Origin of the sequence: Brevundimonas sp., assembly GCF_041911375.1 — a bacterium.
Taxonomy (GTDB): Bacteria; Pseudomonadota; Alphaproteobacteria; order Caulobacterales; family Caulobacteraceae; genus Brevundimonas.
Genome location: NZ_JAYRPA010000043.1, coordinates 1 through 16,469 on the forward strand (window position 1 = coordinate 1; position 16,469 = coordinate 16,469).

A 16,469-nucleotide genomic window follows, 5' to 3' on the forward strand; every position below is an offset into this window, starting at 1 on the left:
GCGCCGGCCGCGACCACCACGACCAGTTCGCCCGCGCCGGCCGCCAGCAGGGTCTCGGCCGACCAGCGCAGCACGGGCTTGCCGCCCAGCGGCCTCCACTGCTTCTCGCCTCCCGCGCGGGAGCCCGAGCCGGCGGCGACGATGATGGCGGAAAAGGTCATGCCGGCCTTCTAAGCGCCGCGGTCCTGCTTGACGAGAGGGTGTCGAATGCGGCGAAAGGCGCGGATGAGCAGAACCCTCCAGATCGGCGCCGTGACCGTGCCCGGCCAGGTGCTGATGGCGCCGATGACGGGCGTCACCGACCTGCCGTTCCGGTTGCTGGCTTCCCGGCTGGGCGCAGCCTATGTCGCGACGGAAATGGTGGCGGCCAGGGAGCTGGCCCGCGCCCGCCCGGACGTGGTGCGCCGCGCCGCCGTGGGCGAGGGCCTGCCGCTGACGGTCATCCAGCTGGTCGGGCGCGATCCCGAGGCCATGGGTGAAGGCGCGCGCGTGGCCGAGAAGGCCGGCGCCGACATCGTCGATCTGAACTTCGGCTGTCCGGCCAAGGAGGTGACGGGCTCCGCCGCCGGGTCCGCCCTGATGCGGACGCCGGACCTGGCCTGTCGCATCATGGAGGCGGCCGTGCGGGCGACGACGCGGCCCGTCACCGTCAAGATGCGCCTGGGCTGGGACGACGACAGCCGCAACGCCGCGGACCTCGCCCGCCGCGCCGAAGAGATCGGGGTGAAGGCCGTGACCGTGCACGGCCGCACCCGCAAGCAGTTCTACACCGGTCAGGCCGATTGGGACGCGGTGGGAGAGGTCAAGGCGGCGGTCGGCGTGCCGGTCATCGTCAACGGCGACATCATCACGGCCGAACAGGCGCGGGAGGCGTTGGACCGATCGGGCGCGGACGGCCTGATGCTGGGACGCGGCGTCTATGGGCGCCCGTGGCTGGCGGCGCATCTGGAGCGGGCGCTGATCGACGGCGTGGCCCTGGCCGAGCCGGACCGCGAGGAAAGGCTGGCGATCGTGGTCGAGCACCTGCGCGCGTCGGTCGCCTTCTATGGTTTGCCGCTGGGCCTGCGCATGTTCCGCAAGCACCTGGGCTGGTACATCGAACAGGCCCCCTGGCCGGCCGATCCGCAACACCGCCGCGAGGCTAAGGCAAGAATTTGCCGGATCGACGATCCCCAAGCCGTAGAGGCGGCGATGGCGGCGCTTTGGCGACGGAATATGCCGCGGGTCGGCGAGTCCTCTGTTGAAATCGCGCCACAGTTTGTGGAGAGTGCCGTGGCATGACGGATACGCCCTCCAGCCCGGCTCCTCGCGCCGACCTCGCGTCGGGAGACGAGCCGTTCTGGGGACGGCTGGATTCGGAGCGGGCGCGGGCGGCGTTCGGCCTGGCCTATATCGTGGCCATGGCCGCGACCGCGGCGTCGGTCTGGCTGACCGCCATCGCGCCGGGCGCCGACGGCGGGGCCGGATCATCCGGCCGGCTGGCACTGGGCGTCCTGATCGCCAATCTGGTCCTGATCGCCGTCCTGGCCTTCGTCATCGGCCGGCGGGTGCTGGCCCTCGCGCGCGGGGCCTATGAGGCGGGTTCGCGCCTTCACCTGCGTTTCGTCGCCCTGTTCTCGATGGTGGCGGTGATCCCGGCGGTGCTGATCGCCCTGGTGTTCGGGGTTCTGGTCAACCGCGGCGTCGATCAGTGGTTCAGCCAGAACGTCAAGGCCTCGGTCGAGAACGGCGCCGACATCGGCCGGGCCTATATCGCCGACGTGGGCAAGGGACTGGAGCGCGACCTGGGGACCATCACCAACGAGCTGGGCGGCGTCCGATCCGCCTTCGGCAACCGCATCCAGTTCAACGGCGCCCTGGCCCAGATCGCCGACTTCTTCGACTATCCGGCCATCTACATCCTGGACGGTAACGGTCAGGTTCTGGCCCAGGCCGAGCGACCCGGCGCGCCGCCCTATCTCGCCCCGCCGAAATCCGCCCTGGAGGTCGCCGCCGAGGGCGCCGAGGCGCCGGTCGAGGTCACCGAGAACCCCGACACCGTTCGCGCCGTCTATCCCCTGCCGGAATACGGCGACGCCTATCTCTATGTCGTGCGTCCGCTGGCGCCGGGCCTCGTCGCCCAGATGCGCACGGCCCTCGACGCTATCCAGAGCTACCGGGAGGCTCAGGAAAGCCGCGCCCGCATCCAGTCGGCCTTCATCCTCAGCTATCTGGAGACGGCGCTGCTGGTCCTGGTCGGCGCCGTGTGGATGGCCATGTCGGCCGCCAGCAGCATCTCCGCGCCCATCGGTCGTCTGGTCAAGGCGGCGGACCAGGTCGCCGGCGGCGACTTCAGCGCGCGCGTGGACGGGGAGGGCGCCCCGGCCGAGATCGCGGACCTTTCGGCCGCCTTCAACCGCATGACGGGCGACCTGCAGGCCCAGCAGACCGCCCTGAAGGCCGCCAGCGACGAGGCCCAGGACCGCAGCCGCTTCATCGAGACGGTGCTGTCCGGCGTCAGCGCGGGGGTCATCGGCCTGGACCGCCACGGCCGCATCTCCGCGATCAACGACAGCGCCCTTCAACTGCTGCACATCGACGGCGCGGAGGTGCTGGGCCATGAGCTGGCCACCCTGTCGCCGGAACTCAGCGACCTGGTCCGACGGGCCGAGGCGCATATTGAAGAGGATATCGACGTCAGTCGCGACGGCGAGACGCGGCGGCTGCGCGTCCGGATCGAAGGCGGGCAGGGCGGCGAGATGGTCCTGACCTTCGATGACATCACTCGGCTTGTCACCGCCCAGCGGAACGCGGCCTGGCGTGACGTGGCGCGCCGCATCGCGCACGAGATCAAGAATCCGCTGACCCCGATCCAGCTGTCGGCCGAGCGGCTGAAGCGCAAGTACCGGTCCCGGATCGGCGAGGATGTGGAGGTGTTCGACCGCTGCACCGACACCATCATTCGCCAGGTCGGCGACATCGGCCGGATGGTGGACGAGTTTTCGTCTTTCGCGCGCATGCCGGCGCCGCGCTTCGCGCCCGAGAACCCGGCGGAGATGCTGCGCGAGGCGGTCTTTGCGCAGCGCGTAGCGGCGCCCGACATCGTCGTGGGTCTGACCGAGCCCTTGCCCAAGGCGACGCTGCAATGCGACGGCCGCATGGTCGGCCAGGCGCTGATCAACATTCTGAAGAACGCCGGCGAGTCCGTCGCGGCGCGTCGTCTGGCCGCCGGCGAACCTGCGGCGAACGATGGCGCCGGCGTTCTGGCGTCGCTGACGGTGAACGACGGCCTGGCGACATTCGTGATCGAGGACGACGGCGTCGGTCTGCCGGCCAAGGACCGCGATCGTCTGACCGAACCCTACGTCACAACGCGCGAGAAGGGGACGGGCCTTGGCCTGGCCATCGTCAAGCGCATCTGCGAGGACCATGGCGGCGAGCTGAAGCTGGCCGACGCGGAGACGCTGCGCGGCGCGCGCGTGTGCCTGATCTTCCCCCTGAACCCACCCGGCAAGACCGTCGGCGGGACGGAGCGCAAGCTCCAGACCGTCGCCGCCGAATAGCGAGGCAAGATGCGACCTACCGGTTCCGACATTCTGGTCGTCGACGACGAGGCGGATATCCGCGACCTGGTTTCGGGTCTTCTGGAGGACGAAGGCCATTCCGTGCGTGTAGCCTCCAACTCCGACGAGGCCTTGGCCGCCATCCGGGCGCGAAAGCCTTCCTTGGCCATCCTGGACATCTGGATGCAGGGCGGCGGGCTGGACGGGCTGGAGCTGCTGGAGGTGGTCAAGGAAATCGATCCCGACCTGCCGGTGGTGATGATCTCGGGCCACGGCAATATCGAGACGGCGGTGACGGCGTTGAAGCGCGGCGCCTACGACTTCATCGAAAAGCCCTTCAAGTCCGATCGGCTTGTGGTCGTGGTCGAGCGGGCCATCGAGGCCGCAACCCTCAAGCGGGAGAACCGTCGCCTGCGCGCGGCGACCATGACGCCGTCGGGCCTGATCGGTAAGTCCCAGGCCGCCCAGGCGCTGCGCAGCACCATCGGCAAGGTGGCGCAGGCCAACAGCCGCGTGCTGATCTCCGGGCCCGCCGGATCGGGAAAGGAGCTGGTGGCGCGCCAGATCCATGAGGGCAGCCCTCGGGCCAGGGCCGAGTTCGTCGCCATCTCCGCCGCCGGCATGACGCCCGAACGCCTGGATGTGGAGCTTTTCGGCGAGGAAGGTCAGGACGGCCGGCCGCGCAAGATCGGGGTGTTCGAGCGCGCCCACAACGGCACGCTTTATCTTGACGAGATCAGCGACATGCCGCGTGAAAGCCAGAGCCGCGTGCTGCGCGTCCTGGTGGACCAGCGCTTCCGTCGGGTGGGAGGCGAGCAGGACGTTCAGGTCGACGTGCGCGTCATCACCTCCACCTCTCGAGACTTGAAAGCCGAGATCGCCGAGGGACGGTTCCGCGAGGACCTGTTTCACCGGCTGAACGTGGTGCCGATCCGCGTGCCCGCCCTGTCCGAGCGGCGCGAGGACATCGCCGAGTTGATCGAATATTTCGTCGACACCATCAGCGCTTCCCAAGGCCTGCCGAGGCGGATCGTCGGCGACGACGCGGTGGCCGTGCTGCAGGTTCACCCATGGCCGGGCAACATTCGTCAGCTCCGGAACAATATCGAGCGGCTGCTGATCCTGGCGACCGGCGATCCGGGTGAGCCCATCACGGCCGACATGCTGCCGCAGGAGGTGGCGACGTCGAACGGGGCGACGCCGTCGCTGGGCGCCGAACGGACGATAGCCCTGCCGCTGCGCGAGGCGCGGGAAGTCTTCGAGCGGGAGTATCTGGCGGCGCAGATCATGCGGTTCGGCGGCAACATCTCCCGCACCGCGGCCTTCATCGGCATGGAGCGGTCGGCGCTGCACAGAAAACTGAAGTCGCTGGGCGTCTCGCCCGCCCGCGGCGGTGAAGAGGAAGAGACCGCCTGATGTCCCGCGTCGCCTACGTCAACGGAACCTACAGCCCGCACGGCGAGGCCGTCGTCCATATCGAAGATCGCGGCTTCCAGTTCGCCGACGGCGTCTATGAGGTGTGGTCGGTGTTCGACGGCCGGATGGCCGATTTCGACGGCCACATGACCCGGCTTCACCGCAGCCTGAACGAGCTGCGGATCGACATCCCGATGTCGGTGGCGGCCCTGACGCAGGTGCTGCGCGAGACGATCCGCCGGAACCGGGTCGTCAATGGGATCGTCTATCTTCAGGTCACGCGCGGCACGGCGCGGCGCGACCATCCGTTTCCCGCGCCGGGCACGCCGCCCAGCGTCATCGTCACGGCCAAGTCGATCCCCCTGTCGCGCGGCGACGCCCAGGCCAAGAAGGGAGTCGCGATCCTGACGCAACCGGACATCCGTTGGGGCCGATGCGACATCAAGACCGTGGGGCTTCTGCCGAACGTGCTGGCCAAGCAGGCGGCGCGCGAGGCGGGAGCCTACGAGGCCTGGATGGTCGACGAGATGGGACTGGTGACCGAGGGCTCGTCGACCAACGCATGGATCGTGGACGAGCACGGCAAGCTGCGCACCCGCGACACCCAGGCCAACATCCTGAAGGGGATCACCCGCACCGCCATCATGGATCTGATCGCCGAGCACGGGGTGGAGCTGGACGAACGGCCGTTCAGCGTCGAGGAGGCCAAGCGGGCGCGCGAGGCGTTTTTCACCGCCGCCGGCGCCTTCGTCACCCCGGCCGTCTCGATCGACGGGACGCGCATCGGCGACGGCAAGCCGGGCCCGATCACCACAAGGCTGCGTCAGCTCTATCTTGAACGGGCGCGCCGCGACGCCATTTAGGGCGTTGCCCGAGCGGGGAAGCGGCGGCTAAGGTCGTCGTCGGCTCCTTCGGCCCAGACGTCGCTCTCTTCGCGGCGAACAACCAAGAACAGGAAAAACCTGCCATGTCGCAAGACAAACGCCAGAACCTTCAGGACACCTTCCTCAACTCGGTCCGCAAGACCAAGACGCCGCTGACCATCTTTCTGGTGAACGGCGTCAAGCTGCAGGGCATCGTGACCTGGTTCGACAACTTCTGTGTGCTGCTGCGCCGCGATGGCCAGTCCCAGCTGGTGTACAAGCACGCCATCTCCACCATCATGCCGTCCGCGCCCGTGCAGCTGTACGAGCCCGACGCCGAAGAAGACTGATTGACCCAAAAACTCATTGATCACGCCGCCCCGGTTCAGCGAGCGGTCGTCATCCATCCCGACGGACGGTCGGACTCGCCGCGTCTGGCGCAGGAGCGGCTGGAAGAGGCGTCCGGCCTGGCCCGCGCGCTCGACCTGGACATCCAGGCCGAGGAGATCGTGCGTGTGCGCAAGGTCGCGCCCGCCACCCTGTTCGGCTCCGGCAAGGTCGAGGAACTGGCGGCCCTGATGCGCGCGGCCGAGGCCCATGTCGCCATCATCGACGACGCCCTGACCCCAGTGCAGCAGCGCAATCTGGAGAAGGAATGGGAGGTGAAGGTCATCGACCGCACCGGCCTGATCCTGGAAATCTTCGGACGACGCGCCCGCACCAAGGAAGGCCGGCTTCAGGTGGAGCTGGCGCGTCTGGACTATGAGCGGTCGCGCCTGGTTCGAACCTGGACCCACCTTGAACGCCAGCGCGGCGGCACCGGATCGACGGGCGGCCCGGGCGAAACCCAGATCGAGCTGGACCGGCGCCTGATCGCCGACCGTATCGTCAAGCTGAAGGCCGAGCTGGAAGAGGTGCGCCGCACGCGCGGCCTGCACCGGAAACAGCGCCAGAAGGTTCCGTTTCCGACCATCGCCCTGGTCGGCTACACCAACGCTGGCAAGTCGACGCTGTTCAATCGCCTGACGGGGTCCGAGGTGTTCGCCAAGGACCTGCTGTTCGCCACCCTGGACACGACGCAGCGGACCATTCGCCTGCCGCAAGGCCGGCCCGCGATCGTGGCCGACACCGTCGGCTTCATCTCCGACCTTCCTCACGAACTGGTCGAGAGCTTCCGCGCCACGCTGGAGGAGGTGGGCGAAGCCGACCTGATCCTGCACGTGCGCGACATCGCCTCGCCCGACAGCGCCGCTCAGGCGGCGGACGTCGAGGCGGTGCTGAAACAGATCGAGACGCCGGAGGGCAAGACGCGCCGGGTGCTGGAGGTCTGGAACAAGATCGACCTGCTGGACGAAGACGCCCGCGAAACGGTGCTGGGCCAGGCCGAGCGCCACCGGCGCGACGGAACCGCCGTCGCCGTCTCGGCCTGGACAGGCGAGGGGATCGAGCCGCTGCGCGAGACCATCGCCGGCCTGATCGACGACGATCCCGAAACCCGCCTTACGATCCAGCCTGAACAGGGCGAGGCGCTGGCCTGGCTGTACGAGCATGGACGGGTGACATTCCGGGACACGGACGAGCTTGGCCGTACTCACGTCACGGTCCGGCTGCATCCTGCGGCGCTCGGGCGATTCGAGCGCCTCTACCCCGACCTGGCCGGCTGACCCATGCATCTGATCGAGACCGTACTGCTTCTGCTTCTGGCCGTGGTGGTGTCGGGCTCGATCGCGCGGATCACCCGCATCGCGCTTCCGCTGGTCCAGATCGGACTGGGCGCGGTCATCGTGCTGGCCACGGGCAAGACGGTCGATCTGGAACCCGACATCTTCTTCCTGCTGTTCCTGCCCCCGCTGCTGTTCCTCGACGGCTGGCGGATCCCCAAGGAGGACCTGTTCCGCGACCGGGCGGTCATCCTTGAGCTGGCTCTGGGCCTGGTGATCTTCACCGTCGTCGGCCTGGGATTCATGATCTGGTGGATGATCCCGGAGATGCCGCTGGCGGTGGCTTTCGCCTTGGCGGCGATCCTGTCGCCGACCGACCCGATCGCGGTCCAGGCCATCGCCGCCCGCGCTCCGATCCCAAAACGGCTGATGCACATCCTGGAGGGCGAGTCGCTTCTGAACGACGCAACGGGCCTGACCTGCATGCGCATCGCCGTGATCGCGGCGACGACGGGGGTCTTCTCCCTGACACACGCCATCGGGAACTTCGCCTGGCTTGCGCTGGCGGGCGTGGCGTCCGGGGTGCTGGTGACGCTGGCCATCAGCACGGCCAAGGGATGGATCAGCAAGCGTTGGGGCGAGGATGTAGGCGCGCAGATCCTGATCAGCCTGCTGATCCCCTTCGCCGCCTATCTGGTGGCGGAGGAACTGCGCGCGTCCGGCATCCTGGCGGCGGTCGCGGCGGGCATCACCATGAGCTTCACCGAACGCGGCGGCGTCGGCGGCCAGTCGCTGGCGATGACGCGCATTCGTCGCGGCGTGGTCTGGGACACCGTCCAGTTCGTGGCCAACGGCATCATCTTCGTCATCCTGGGCGAGCAGATGCCGTCGATCATGGCGCGCGCGGCCGAGGTGGTCGCGGGCACCAGCCGGCCCGAGGTGTGGTGGCTGGCGGTCTATGTCTTCGCCATCGTCGCGGCGCTGGCGGCGTTGCGCTTCCTGTGGGTGTGGACGTCGCTGAAGCTGACGCTGTTCCGACGCCGCCATCGTGGCCCGCCGCCCAAGGTCGGCCTGCGTCTGACCATGGTGATGTCGCTGGCCGGGGTGCGCGGGGCGATCACCTTGGCGGGCATCCTGACCCTGCCGTTCGTGCTGGCGGACGGGTCGCCCATGCCGTCGCGCAATCTGGCCATCTTCCTGGCGGCGGGGGTGATCATCGTGTCGCTGCTGGTGGCCACCTTCGCCCTGCCGCGCTTGTTGAAGGATGTCGAGCTGCCGCCTGAGCCGTCGCACGAGCGGGAAGAGGACCGCGGCCGGGTCGCCGCCGCCTCGGCCGCCCTGCGCGCCATCGAGGACGTGTCCCACGCCATGGCCGAAGGCAAGCCCAACCCCGACCTCTATTCCGACATCGCCAGCCGGATCATGGAGGTCTATCGCCACCGCGTTGAGACCCACACGCGCACGGACGAGGATGACGCGGTCCTGGCCCGCAAGATCGACGATGTGGAGCGCCGGCTGCGGCTGGCGGGTCTGGCGGCCGAGCGCGAAGAACTGGGCCGAATGGCGCGGGCCCGTCAGATCGACGAGGTCACGGCGCGCAAGATGATCCGCGAAGTGGACCTGCAGGAACTGCGCTACCTCTAGGGGATCAGTGATCCATCAGGGCGGACACCGCGGCGTAGCTGTCGGCCAGGTGATGCGCGCCTCGGGCCGCCAGGCGCTCGGCGTGCCCCTCACGGACATGGGCGCCGGCGGTCAGGCCCACCACCGTCATTCCGGCCGCCACCCCGGCGGTGACGCCGGCCTCGCTGTCCTCGATGACCAGGGCGCGTGCGGGGTCGACGTTCATGCTGCGGGCGGCGTGCAGGAAGATGTCCGGGTGCGGCTTGCCGCGTTCGACGTTCAGGCCGGTGAAGACGGCGCCGTCGAAATGGTCCTTCAGGCCGAACAGCTCCAGGCCGACGCCGATCCAGTCGGGGCCGCTGGACGAGGCGATGCAGCGGGCCTCGGCGCGCGTGGCGATGAAGTCGATCAGGCCCGGGACAGGTTTGAGGTGAGACGGCGCGCGGGCGCGGCACGTCGCGAACCAGTTGGTGTGGAAGTCCTCGGGACAGGCGCGGCCCAGCGCGGCCTCGACCACGGGACGATTGTCGCGCCACCGCTTGCCCGTATAGGCGGCCAGCACCTGGTCCAGCGTGGTCGGCAGGCCGATGGCGGTCAGCTGTTCGGCCATGACGGTGCTGTTCAGCACTTCGCTGTCCGCCACCACGCCGTCGTAGTCGAAGATGATCAGGTCGTAGGTCACGCGGCCGGCTTCTCGGCGGCCTTTGCGGCGTTCCAGAGGCCGTCCATCTCCTCCAGCGTCGATTGTTCGGGCGTGCGGCCGTCCTTGGCCAGCTCGGCCTCGATGAAGCCGAAACGGCGAACGAATTTGGCGTTGGCTGCGCGCAGCGCGTCTTCCGGCTCGACGTCCAGCTTGCGCGCCAGATTGGCCACGACGAACAGCAGGTCGCCCAGCTCCTCGCGCGCCTTGTCCTTGTCGCCGGCGGCGATCTCGACGCGCAGCTCCTCGACCTCTTCGGCCAGCTTGTCGAACACCTCGTCGGTGGACGGCCAGTCAAAGCCGACGCGGCCCGCGCGCTTGGTCAGCTTTGCCGCGCGCGTGAGGGCGGGCAGGCCGACAGGCACGTCGTCCAGCACGCCGGGCTTCTGCCGATCCTTGCGCTCGGCGGCCTTGATGGCCTCCCAGGCGACGGTCTGTTCCTTCGACGACCGCTGCGCTTCGTTGCCGAACACGTGGGGATGGCGACGTTCCAGCTTCTCGGCGATGGCGGTGACGACATCGTCGAAGGCGAACAGACCCTGTTCCTCGGCCATGCGGGCATGGAAGACGACCTGGAACAGCAGGTCGCCCAGCTCTCCCTTCAGCTCGCCCAGGTCGTTACGCTCGATGGCGTCGGCGACCTCATAGGCCTCCTCGATCGTATAGGGGGCGATGGTGGCGAAGGTCTGCTCCACGTCCCAGGGGCAGCCGCCGTCAGGGTCGCGCAGCTTGGCCATTATCCCCAGCAGTCGGTCGATGGGTCTCAAGCGGGGGCTCCGTCGCGGGCTTCGAGTTGGGCGCGGATGGCGTCATGGCGCGCGGCCGTCAAGGGATAGCCCTTCAGGACCCAGGCGGCGGCGACCATCAGCACCGCGGGAAGGGCGATGAACAGCACCTGCAGCGCCAGCAGCGCCTCCGGCCCGTTTCCGCCCGGCGCCGCATCGGGGCGGAAGCCGATGATCTGGAGCAAGGCGTAGGGGACCAGGGCGAAGACGTGACCCAGCTTGGTCGTCGCCGACAGGATGGAGAACATCAGGCCGGTCCGGTCCACGCCTGTCTCCAGCCGCACCTCGTCGCCGGCGTCCGCCATCATGGCGCGCAGCAGCAGCAGGTTGGCGGCGTAGGGCAGGCCCGCGACGAACATGGCCGCCGCGCTCAACAGGAAGTTCCCGCCCGGCAGCAGGGTGGCCCCGACATAGGCGGCCGCGAAAATCAGGCTGGAGACCGCCAGGGCCCGGTCCTTGCCTATGCGCACCGCCAGCCATGTCCAGATCGGCGCGCCGAACAGGCCGGCGATGAAATAGACCAGCATCAGCAGCGACGCCTGGGCGTGGTCGTAGCCCTTGATCCAGCCGAAGAAGAAGAACACCAGCGCGCCGGTGACGCCGGGCGCGACGCCCAGCAGCAGGTCGGCGGCCAGCAGCTTGCGCACCGTCTTCAGACGGAAGAGCGCCAGATAGGCCGAGACGCCGCCGTGCGGCTGGGCGCCTGGATTGACGGGTTCGGGCACTGCCAGCATGGCCAGGCCGAAGGTCAGGGGCAGGGCGATGATGATGGCCCAGCCCATGATCCGGACGCCGTCGGCATAGTCGCCGAGGCCCGTCTGGATCACCACCGTCGGCAGAACCAGGATCAGGATCACCCCGATGATGTTGAACACCTGCCACCAGCCGTAGATGCGGCTGCGCTGGTCGTACTGCGGCGCCAGCACCGCCGCCCAGCCGAGCTGGCCCAGCGTGCCGATCGAGAAGCCCAGGTAGAGCACCAGCAGCCAGACGAAGAGATAGGCCGGGGGCGCGCCGGGCTGGACCAGGACGAACATCATCAGCGCGGCCAGCATCAGGATGGGAACGGAGACCATCATCCACGGCCGATAGCGACCCAGGCGCGTCCGTGTCCGGTCCATCCCCCAGCCGATGAAGGGGTCGAAGACGATGTCGATCAGCCGCACCGCCATGAACATGGCGGCGACCACGCCCAGCTCCAGCCCGACATGGGTGGCGTAGAACTCCGGCAGGGTGACCGGCAAGGCCACGCCGAAGGCCGCCAGCGGCAGGCAGGGGCCGGAGAAGGCGGCCAACACGGCGTTCGAGCGGCGGGGTGCGGTCATGCGGGCGGTCCGGCCAGGCCGCGAGTCGGCCCGCGCCAGCATTGCAGCTTTGGCGACGAACCACACCCTTGCCCGACGGGATCGGTTCAGGCTCAGTCGCCTCATGCCCTTTCGAATCCTCGTGGCCGCGATCGGACTTGCGGCGATCATCCTGACCGCCGGTCAGGCGCGCGCCCAGACCGATCCCTGCCAGACCAACGCCGACGTCTGGGCCGGGCAGGCCTTCGCCAACGGCGTGTCCGTGTATTCGCTGGAGTGGGCGCCGTTCGGCCCGGCGGAATGGGGTTGGGAGACCTATCTGCCGCTGATCCAGCGCGAGCTGAAGACCGGCTGTGCGCCCGGCACGCCGATCTTCGCCTCCCACATGGCGGCGTTTCAACAGACGCACGGCCTGGCCCCGACAGGCCTGTTCGACGCGGAGACCTTCCAGGTCTTTCGCGGGCTGTGGCAGGAGCGTCGGCCTTTCGTGATGGCGCGCGTGCGGGGGGAGTGTCCCAATCCGCCTCCGATCAGCCAGCTGGGCTATCTGGTCGAGTCCGAGGAGCACGCCGATCGCCTGACCCGCCTGCTGCGGCGCGATGTTCTGGACGCCTATCGCCGCATGATCGCCGAGGCCCGTGCGCAGGTTCCGGACGTCGCCGCCGATCCCGAACTGCTTCAGATATTCTCCGGCTTCCGTGATCCGGAGGCCGACGCCGCGCGATGCGTCCAGTTCGGCAACTGCGACGGCCTGCGCCGCGCGGTCTGTTCGCCCCATCGCACGGGAACGGCGGTCGATCTGTATGTCGGGCGCATCGTCGGCCTGGGCGTGGATTCGACCGACCCGGTCAGCCGCCAGCACATGGCCAAGGGCGCGACCTATCGCTGGCTGGTCGAGAACGCTGGCCGTTTCGGCTTCGTCCCCTATGTCTATGAGCCGTGGCACTGGGAGTATGTCGAGCCGTGGCGAGAGCCCTCCGCGCCCTGACCCAGGGCGAGATCGCATTGGCGCACGAAGCATTCGGCCAGGCGATACGCCTGGACACCGTGCGGCTGATCGCCTGGCCCTTCGCACGCGCCTTTGTCGCGGGCCGCTGGTTCGGCCGCGACTGGATCGTCTGGCCGCACCGCGCGCTGGCCGAGGACTTCACAAAGGCCCCCGTACGGACGCAGGGCGTTCTGGTCCATGAACTGACCCACGTCTGGCAGGCGCAACAGGGCGTCAACCTGCTGCTGGCCAAGCTGAAGGCGGGCGACCGCCGCGAGAGCTACGCCTACAGCGCCGACGCCGAATGCCGCTGGGACGCCTTGAACATCGAGCAGCAGGCGATGGTGATGGAGCACCGGTTTCGTCTCAGCCGGGGCGAACAGGCGCCCGGCAGCGCGGATTTCTACGCCACGATCTGCCCGTTCGGGCGTTGAGACCGCCAAGGGGCTTGCGCTCGTCGGGCGTCATCGCCAAGTTGGCAACGGTTGCTGTTGCAAATAGCGACCGTATTTGTTCAACGGAGCGCTTCCCCATGCCCAAGATTCTTGTCCTCTATCACTCCACCTATGGCCACATCGAAACGATGGCCCAGGCCGTCGCCGAGGGCGCGCGGGAAGTCGAGGGCGCCATCGTGGACATCAAGCGCGTTCCTGAAACCGTGCCGGAAGATCTGGCGAAGGCCTCGGGCTACAAGCTGGATCAGGCGGCGCCGATCGCCAAGATCGACGACCTGAAGGACTATGACGCCATCATCATTGGCGCCGGCACGCGCTTCGGCTCGGCCGCTTCGCAGATGCGCGCCTTCCTGGACCAGGCCGGCGGCCTGTGGTTCTCAGGGGCGCTGATCGGCAAGATCGGCGGCGCCTTCACCGCCACGGCGACGCAGCACGGCGGTCAGGAAACCACGTTCCAGGGTCTGCACAACTTCTTCATGCACCACGGCATGCCCGTGGTGGGCCTGCCCTATTCGTTCCAGGCGCAGATGACGCTGGACGCGGTCCAAGGCGGCTCGCCCTACGGCGCGACGACGATCACCGGCGGCGACGGCTCGCGCATGCCCAGCGACGTCGAACTGGACGGCGCCAGGTTCCAGGGGCGGCATATCGCCGAGCTCGCCAAGAAGCTGCACGGCTGATCCTCGATGCGCCAGCCCGCCGTCTTCTTCGGCCACGGTTCGCCCATGAACGCGCTTGGCGGTCCATTCGGGACCGCCTGGCGCGAGCTGGGCGAGGCGATCGGCAAGCCCAAGGGGGTCGTGATGATCTCGGCCCACTGGGAGACGCGCGGGTTGGGCGTCACCGCCCAGGACAATCCCGAAACCATCCACGATTTCGGAAACTTCCCTCGGGAACTTCACGAGATGCAGTATCCCGCGCCCGGCTCGCCGGAACTGGCGGCGCAAGTCTCGCGGCTGACCGGCGCGGTCCAGACGAGGCAATGGGGCTTGGACCACGGAACTTGGTCGGTGCTGTGCCACGTCTGGCCGGAAGCGGACGTGCCGGTGGTTCAGCTTTCGCTGAACCGCGACCTGACGGCGCGCCAGCACTACGACCTGGCCAGGGCCCTGCGGCCTCTGCGCGACGAGGGGATCGTCATCGCCGGCTCCGGCGACTTCGTGCACAACCTGCGCACCTGGAAGCGCGAGGCGGGGGCCCAGCCTTATGGTTGGGCGACCAGTTTCAACGAAGCGGTCAAGCACGCCTTCACGATCGGCGACCACCAGGCGCTGATCAACTGGATCGGGCTGGCGGAGGACGCCCAACTCAGCGTCCCGACCGACGAGCACTTTCTGCCCGTCCTCTACGTCGCCGCGCAGCAGCATGCGGGCGAACCCGTCAGCTTCTTCAACGACCAGATCGACGGCGGTTCGATCTCGATGACGGGCGTGCGGATCGGCTGATCAGGCGGCCTTGTCGGTCTCGACCATCTTCTGGATCGCGACATAGTCGGTCTTGCCGGTGCCTAGAACGGGCACCTCGGCGACCTTGACGATCTTCTTGGGCACGATCAGCTCGGGGGCGCCGTTCTCGCGCGCCCATTCGGCCAGCGGCGCGACCTCGGCCGCAGCGTGGTCGGTGACCAGCACCAGCTTCTCGCCCTTGCGGCTGTCGGGGATGGAGACGACGGCGTGGCGCTGTTCGGGCCAGACCGCGCCGGCGATGCCTTCGACCGCCGTCAGCGAGACCATCTCGCCGCCGATCTTCGCGAACCGCTTGGCGCGTCCCTTGATGGTGACATAGCCGTCGGCGTCCACGTCGACGATGTCGCCAGTGTCCAGCCACCCGTCCTCGACCGGTTCCCATTCCAGCGGCTCGGCGCCGGTGACGTAGCCGGACATGACGTTCGGGCCCTTCAGGAACAGCCGCCCGCCGGCGTCGATTCCCTCGACCGGCTCCAGCTTCCACTCCAGGCCCGGCAGGATCTGACCGACCGTGCCCGGGGCGTTGCGGTCCGGGTGGTTCACGGCGACCACGGGCGAAGCCTCGGTCGCGCCATAGCCTTCCAGCAGCTCCACGCCGCCGAACTTGCTGTTGAACATGGCGCGGGTCTCCTCGCGCACCTTCTCGGCGCCGGCGACCGCGAACTGAAGCGTGGCGAAATCGTCGGGTTCGGCCACGCGGGCGTACTGGCTCAGGAAGGTGTCGGTGGCGAACAGGATCGACGCCTTCACCTGGGGCAGCAGGTCGGTGATCTGCTTGGCGTGCAGGGGGGAGGGGTATTCGAACGCCTTCATTCCCTGCAACAGCGGCAGGATGACTCCGCCCGTCAGGCCGAAGCAGTGGAAGGTCGGCAGGGGGTTGAACATCACCCACTCCGGCTTCAGGTCGATGTGCGCCGCCACCTGGCGGGCGTTGGCGACCAGATTGCGCTGGCTCAGCACCACGCCCTTCGGCGTGCCGAAACTGCCGGAGGTGAACAGCACCACGCCCGGCGCGTCCGGATCGGTCTTGACGCGGAACCGCTTGGGAACCGCGCCGGCGGCCAGTCCGTACAGCTTGTCGGCCAGGCCGATCGTCTTGCGCACGTCGTCCAGCCAGACGATGTCCGCGACCGTCTTCAGTTCATCGACAAGGTCTTCAAGCTTGGCCTGTTCGATGAAGCGCCGGGCGGTCAGCACCTTCTTGACCCCGGCGGTCCGGATCGCGGCCTTGAGGTTCGCTTCGCCTGCCGTGAAGTTCAGCATCACCGGCACGCGGCCGTGCGCGTGCAGTCCGAAGAAGGTGACGACCACGCCCATCGACGACGGCAGCAGGATGGCGACCCGCTCGCCCTTCTCGGTCATGTTCGCGATCTTGCGGCCCAGCACGAAGGCGGCGCGGATCAGGCCGGTGTAGGTGAGAGGGTGACGGTCCTGGTCCTCCAGTATCTCCTTGTCGCCGAACCGCGTGCGCGCCTCGATCAGGGCGTCGATCAGCGACTCTTGGTACAGCGAGGGATCCAGGGCCTGGCGCAAACGCGTCTCCTACGGAGGGCGCGACGGGCCCTCTCTGTTGTCAGGGCGACCGTCATTAATGAGGCCGCGCGGACTTGAAAAGATGTGTTACCCCGCGTGAGTTCCGGCAAGGGCGGCGATCTGTAACCGGCCG

At 68.3% G+C, this 16,469-nt stretch carries 16 protein-coding genes; 11 read left to right on the top strand and 5 right to left on the bottom strand.

Features of this window, described 5'->3' with window-relative positions; translation table 11 throughout:
- Positions 1–161, bottom strand: a 161-nt coding sequence (locus tag ACE3PU_RS08550; RefSeq protein WP_374388791.1) for an NTP transferase domain-containing protein, incomplete at its 3' end; no start/stop codon positions are given.
- A gap of 64 nt (positions 162–225) precedes the next feature.
- On the opposite strand from ACE3PU_RS08550, the gene dusB reads away from it, so the two are divergent.
- The 7 genes from dusB (at position 226) to ACE3PU_RS08585 (ending at position 9,126) form a co-directional block, all read left to right on the top strand.
- Complete coding sequence (gene dusB / locus ACE3PU_RS08555) at positions 226–1,281, top strand: tRNA dihydrouridine synthase DusB (protein WP_374388701.1); 1,056 nt, start codon at positions 226–228, stop codon at positions 1,279–1,281.
- The gene (locus ACE3PU_RS08560) at positions 1,278–3,542 is read left to right on the top strand and encodes an ATP-binding protein (RefSeq protein ID WP_374388703.1); all 2,265 of its coding nucleotides are present in this window, start codon (positions 1,278–1,280) and stop codon (positions 3,540–3,542) included. The genes dusB and ACE3PU_RS08560 overlap by 4 nt, the downstream gene beginning before the upstream one ends.
- 9 nt (positions 3,543–3,551) lie before the next feature.
- Complete coding sequence (locus ACE3PU_RS08565; RefSeq protein ID WP_374388706.1) at positions 3,552–4,958, top strand: sigma-54-dependent transcriptional regulator; 1,407 nt, start codon at positions 3,552–3,554, stop codon at positions 4,956–4,958.
- The gene (locus tag ACE3PU_RS08570) at positions 4,958–5,821 is read left to right on the top strand and encodes a D-amino-acid transaminase (protein ID WP_374388708.1); all 864 of its coding nucleotides are present in this window, start codon (positions 4,958–4,960) and stop codon (positions 5,819–5,821) included. The genes ACE3PU_RS08565 and ACE3PU_RS08570 overlap by 1 nt, the downstream gene beginning before the upstream one ends.
- 104 nt (positions 5,822–5,925) lie before the next feature.
- Positions 5,926–6,171 carry an RNA chaperone Hfq gene (gene hfq / locus ACE3PU_RS08575; protein ID WP_003164861.1) on the top strand — a complete coding sequence of 82 codons (246 nt, stop codon included), beginning with the start codon at positions 5,926–5,928 and terminating at the stop codon, positions 6,169–6,171.
- A complete protein-coding gene (gene hflX / locus ACE3PU_RS08580; protein WP_374388710.1) occupies positions 6,172–7,485 on the top strand; it encodes a GTPase HflX in 1,314 nt (437 codons plus the stop codon). It abuts the gene before it with no gap.
- A 3-nt stretch (positions 7,486–7,488) separates the two neighbouring features.
- On the top strand, positions 7,489–9,126 hold the full coding sequence (locus tag ACE3PU_RS08585) for a Na+/H+ antiporter (protein ID WP_374388712.1): 1,638 nt from the start codon (positions 7,489–7,491) through the stop codon (positions 9,124–9,126).
- Between the two features lie 4 nt (positions 9,127–9,130).
- Here the strand turns inward: ACE3PU_RS08585 and ACE3PU_RS08590 are convergent, their stop codons facing one another.
- Genes ACE3PU_RS08590 through ACE3PU_RS08600 form a run of 3 tightly spaced genes read right to left on the bottom strand, consistent with a single transcriptional unit; the run spans position 9,131 to position 11,915 of the window.
- Positions 9,131–9,787, bottom strand: coding sequence for an HAD family hydrolase (locus ACE3PU_RS08590; protein ID WP_374388716.1), 657 nt, complete (start codon positions 9,785–9,787; stop codon positions 9,131–9,133).
- On the bottom strand, positions 9,784–10,572 hold the full coding sequence (mazG, locus tag ACE3PU_RS08595) for a nucleoside triphosphate pyrophosphohydrolase (RefSeq protein ID WP_374388719.1): 789 nt from the start codon (positions 10,570–10,572) through the stop codon (positions 9,784–9,786). Before mazG ends, ACE3PU_RS08590 begins: the two co-directional genes overlap by 4 nt.
- A complete protein-coding gene (locus ACE3PU_RS08600; protein ID WP_374388721.1) occupies positions 10,569–11,915 on the bottom strand; it encodes an MFS transporter in 1,347 nt (448 codons plus the stop codon). Before ACE3PU_RS08600 ends, mazG begins: the two co-directional genes overlap by 4 nt.
- 121 nt (positions 11,916–12,036) lie before the next feature.
- Here ACE3PU_RS08600 and ACE3PU_RS08605 point away from each other — a divergent pair, with 121 nt between their 5' ends.
- From ACE3PU_RS08605 to ygiD, 4 genes are all read left to right on the top strand, one after another.
- The gene (locus ACE3PU_RS08605; RefSeq protein ID WP_374388723.1) at positions 12,037–12,882 is read left to right on the top strand and encodes a D-alanyl-D-alanine carboxypeptidase family protein; all 846 of its coding nucleotides are present in this window, start codon (positions 12,037–12,039) and stop codon (positions 12,880–12,882) included.
- Positions 12,858–13,316, top strand: a complete 459-nt coding sequence (locus tag ACE3PU_RS08610; protein WP_374388725.1) for a hypothetical protein — start codon at positions 12,858–12,860, stop codon at positions 13,314–13,316. Before ACE3PU_RS08605 ends, ACE3PU_RS08610 begins: the two co-directional genes overlap by 25 nt.
- A gap of 98 nt (positions 13,317–13,414) precedes the next feature.
- Positions 13,415–14,017, top strand: a complete 603-nt coding sequence (gene wrbA / locus ACE3PU_RS08615) for an NAD(P)H:quinone oxidoreductase (protein WP_374388727.1) — start codon at positions 13,415–13,417, stop codon at positions 14,015–14,017.
- Positions 14,018–14,023: 6 nt separating this feature from the next.
- Positions 14,024–14,782 carry a 4,5-DOPA dioxygenase extradiol gene (gene ygiD / locus ACE3PU_RS08620; protein ID WP_374388730.1) on the top strand — a complete coding sequence of 253 codons (759 nt, stop codon included), beginning with the start codon at positions 14,024–14,026 and terminating at the stop codon, positions 14,780–14,782.
- Here ygiD and ACE3PU_RS08625 read toward each other — a convergent pair whose 3' ends face one another.
- Positions 14,783–16,336 carry an AMP-binding protein gene (locus tag ACE3PU_RS08625; RefSeq protein WP_374388732.1) on the bottom strand — a complete coding sequence of 518 codons (1,554 nt, stop codon included), beginning with the start codon at positions 16,334–16,336 and terminating at the stop codon, positions 14,783–14,785.
- Between the last annotated feature and the right edge of the window lie 133 nt (positions 16,337–16,469).

Bases quoted from the DNA above. Each gene is read 5' to 3' on its own strand.
- ACE3PU_RS08585 (WP_374388712.1), top strand. From the start codon at position 7,489: ATGCATCTGATCGAGACCGTACTGCTTCTGCTTCTGGCCGTGGTGGTG.
- ACE3PU_RS08570 (WP_374388708.1), top strand. From the start codon at position 4,958: ATGTCCCGCGTCGCCTACGTCAACGGAACCTACAGCCCGCACGGCGAG.
- wrbA (WP_374388727.1), top strand. From the start codon at position 13,415: ATGCCCAAGATTCTTGTCCTCTATCACTCCACCTATGGCCACATCGAA.
- ACE3PU_RS08560 (WP_374388703.1), top strand. From the start codon at position 1,278: ATGACGGATACGCCCTCCAGCCCGGCTCCTCGCGCCGACCTCGCGTCG.
- ACE3PU_RS08600 (WP_374388721.1), bottom strand. From the start codon at position 11,915: ATGACCGCACCCCGCCGCTCGAACGCCGTGTTGGCCGCCTTCTCCGGC.
- dusB (WP_374388701.1), top strand. From the start codon at position 226: ATGAGCAGAACCCTCCAGATCGGCGCCGTGACCGTGCCCGGCCAGGTG.
- ACE3PU_RS08565 (WP_374388706.1), top strand. From the start codon at position 3,552: ATGCGACCTACCGGTTCCGACATTCTGGTCGTCGACGACGAGGCGGAT.
- ygiD (WP_374388730.1), top strand. From the start codon at position 14,024: ATGCGCCAGCCCGCCGTCTTCTTCGGCCACGGTTCGCCCATGAACGCG.
- hfq (WP_003164861.1), top strand. From the start codon at position 5,926: ATGTCGCAAGACAAACGCCAGAACCTTCAGGACACCTTCCTCAACTCG.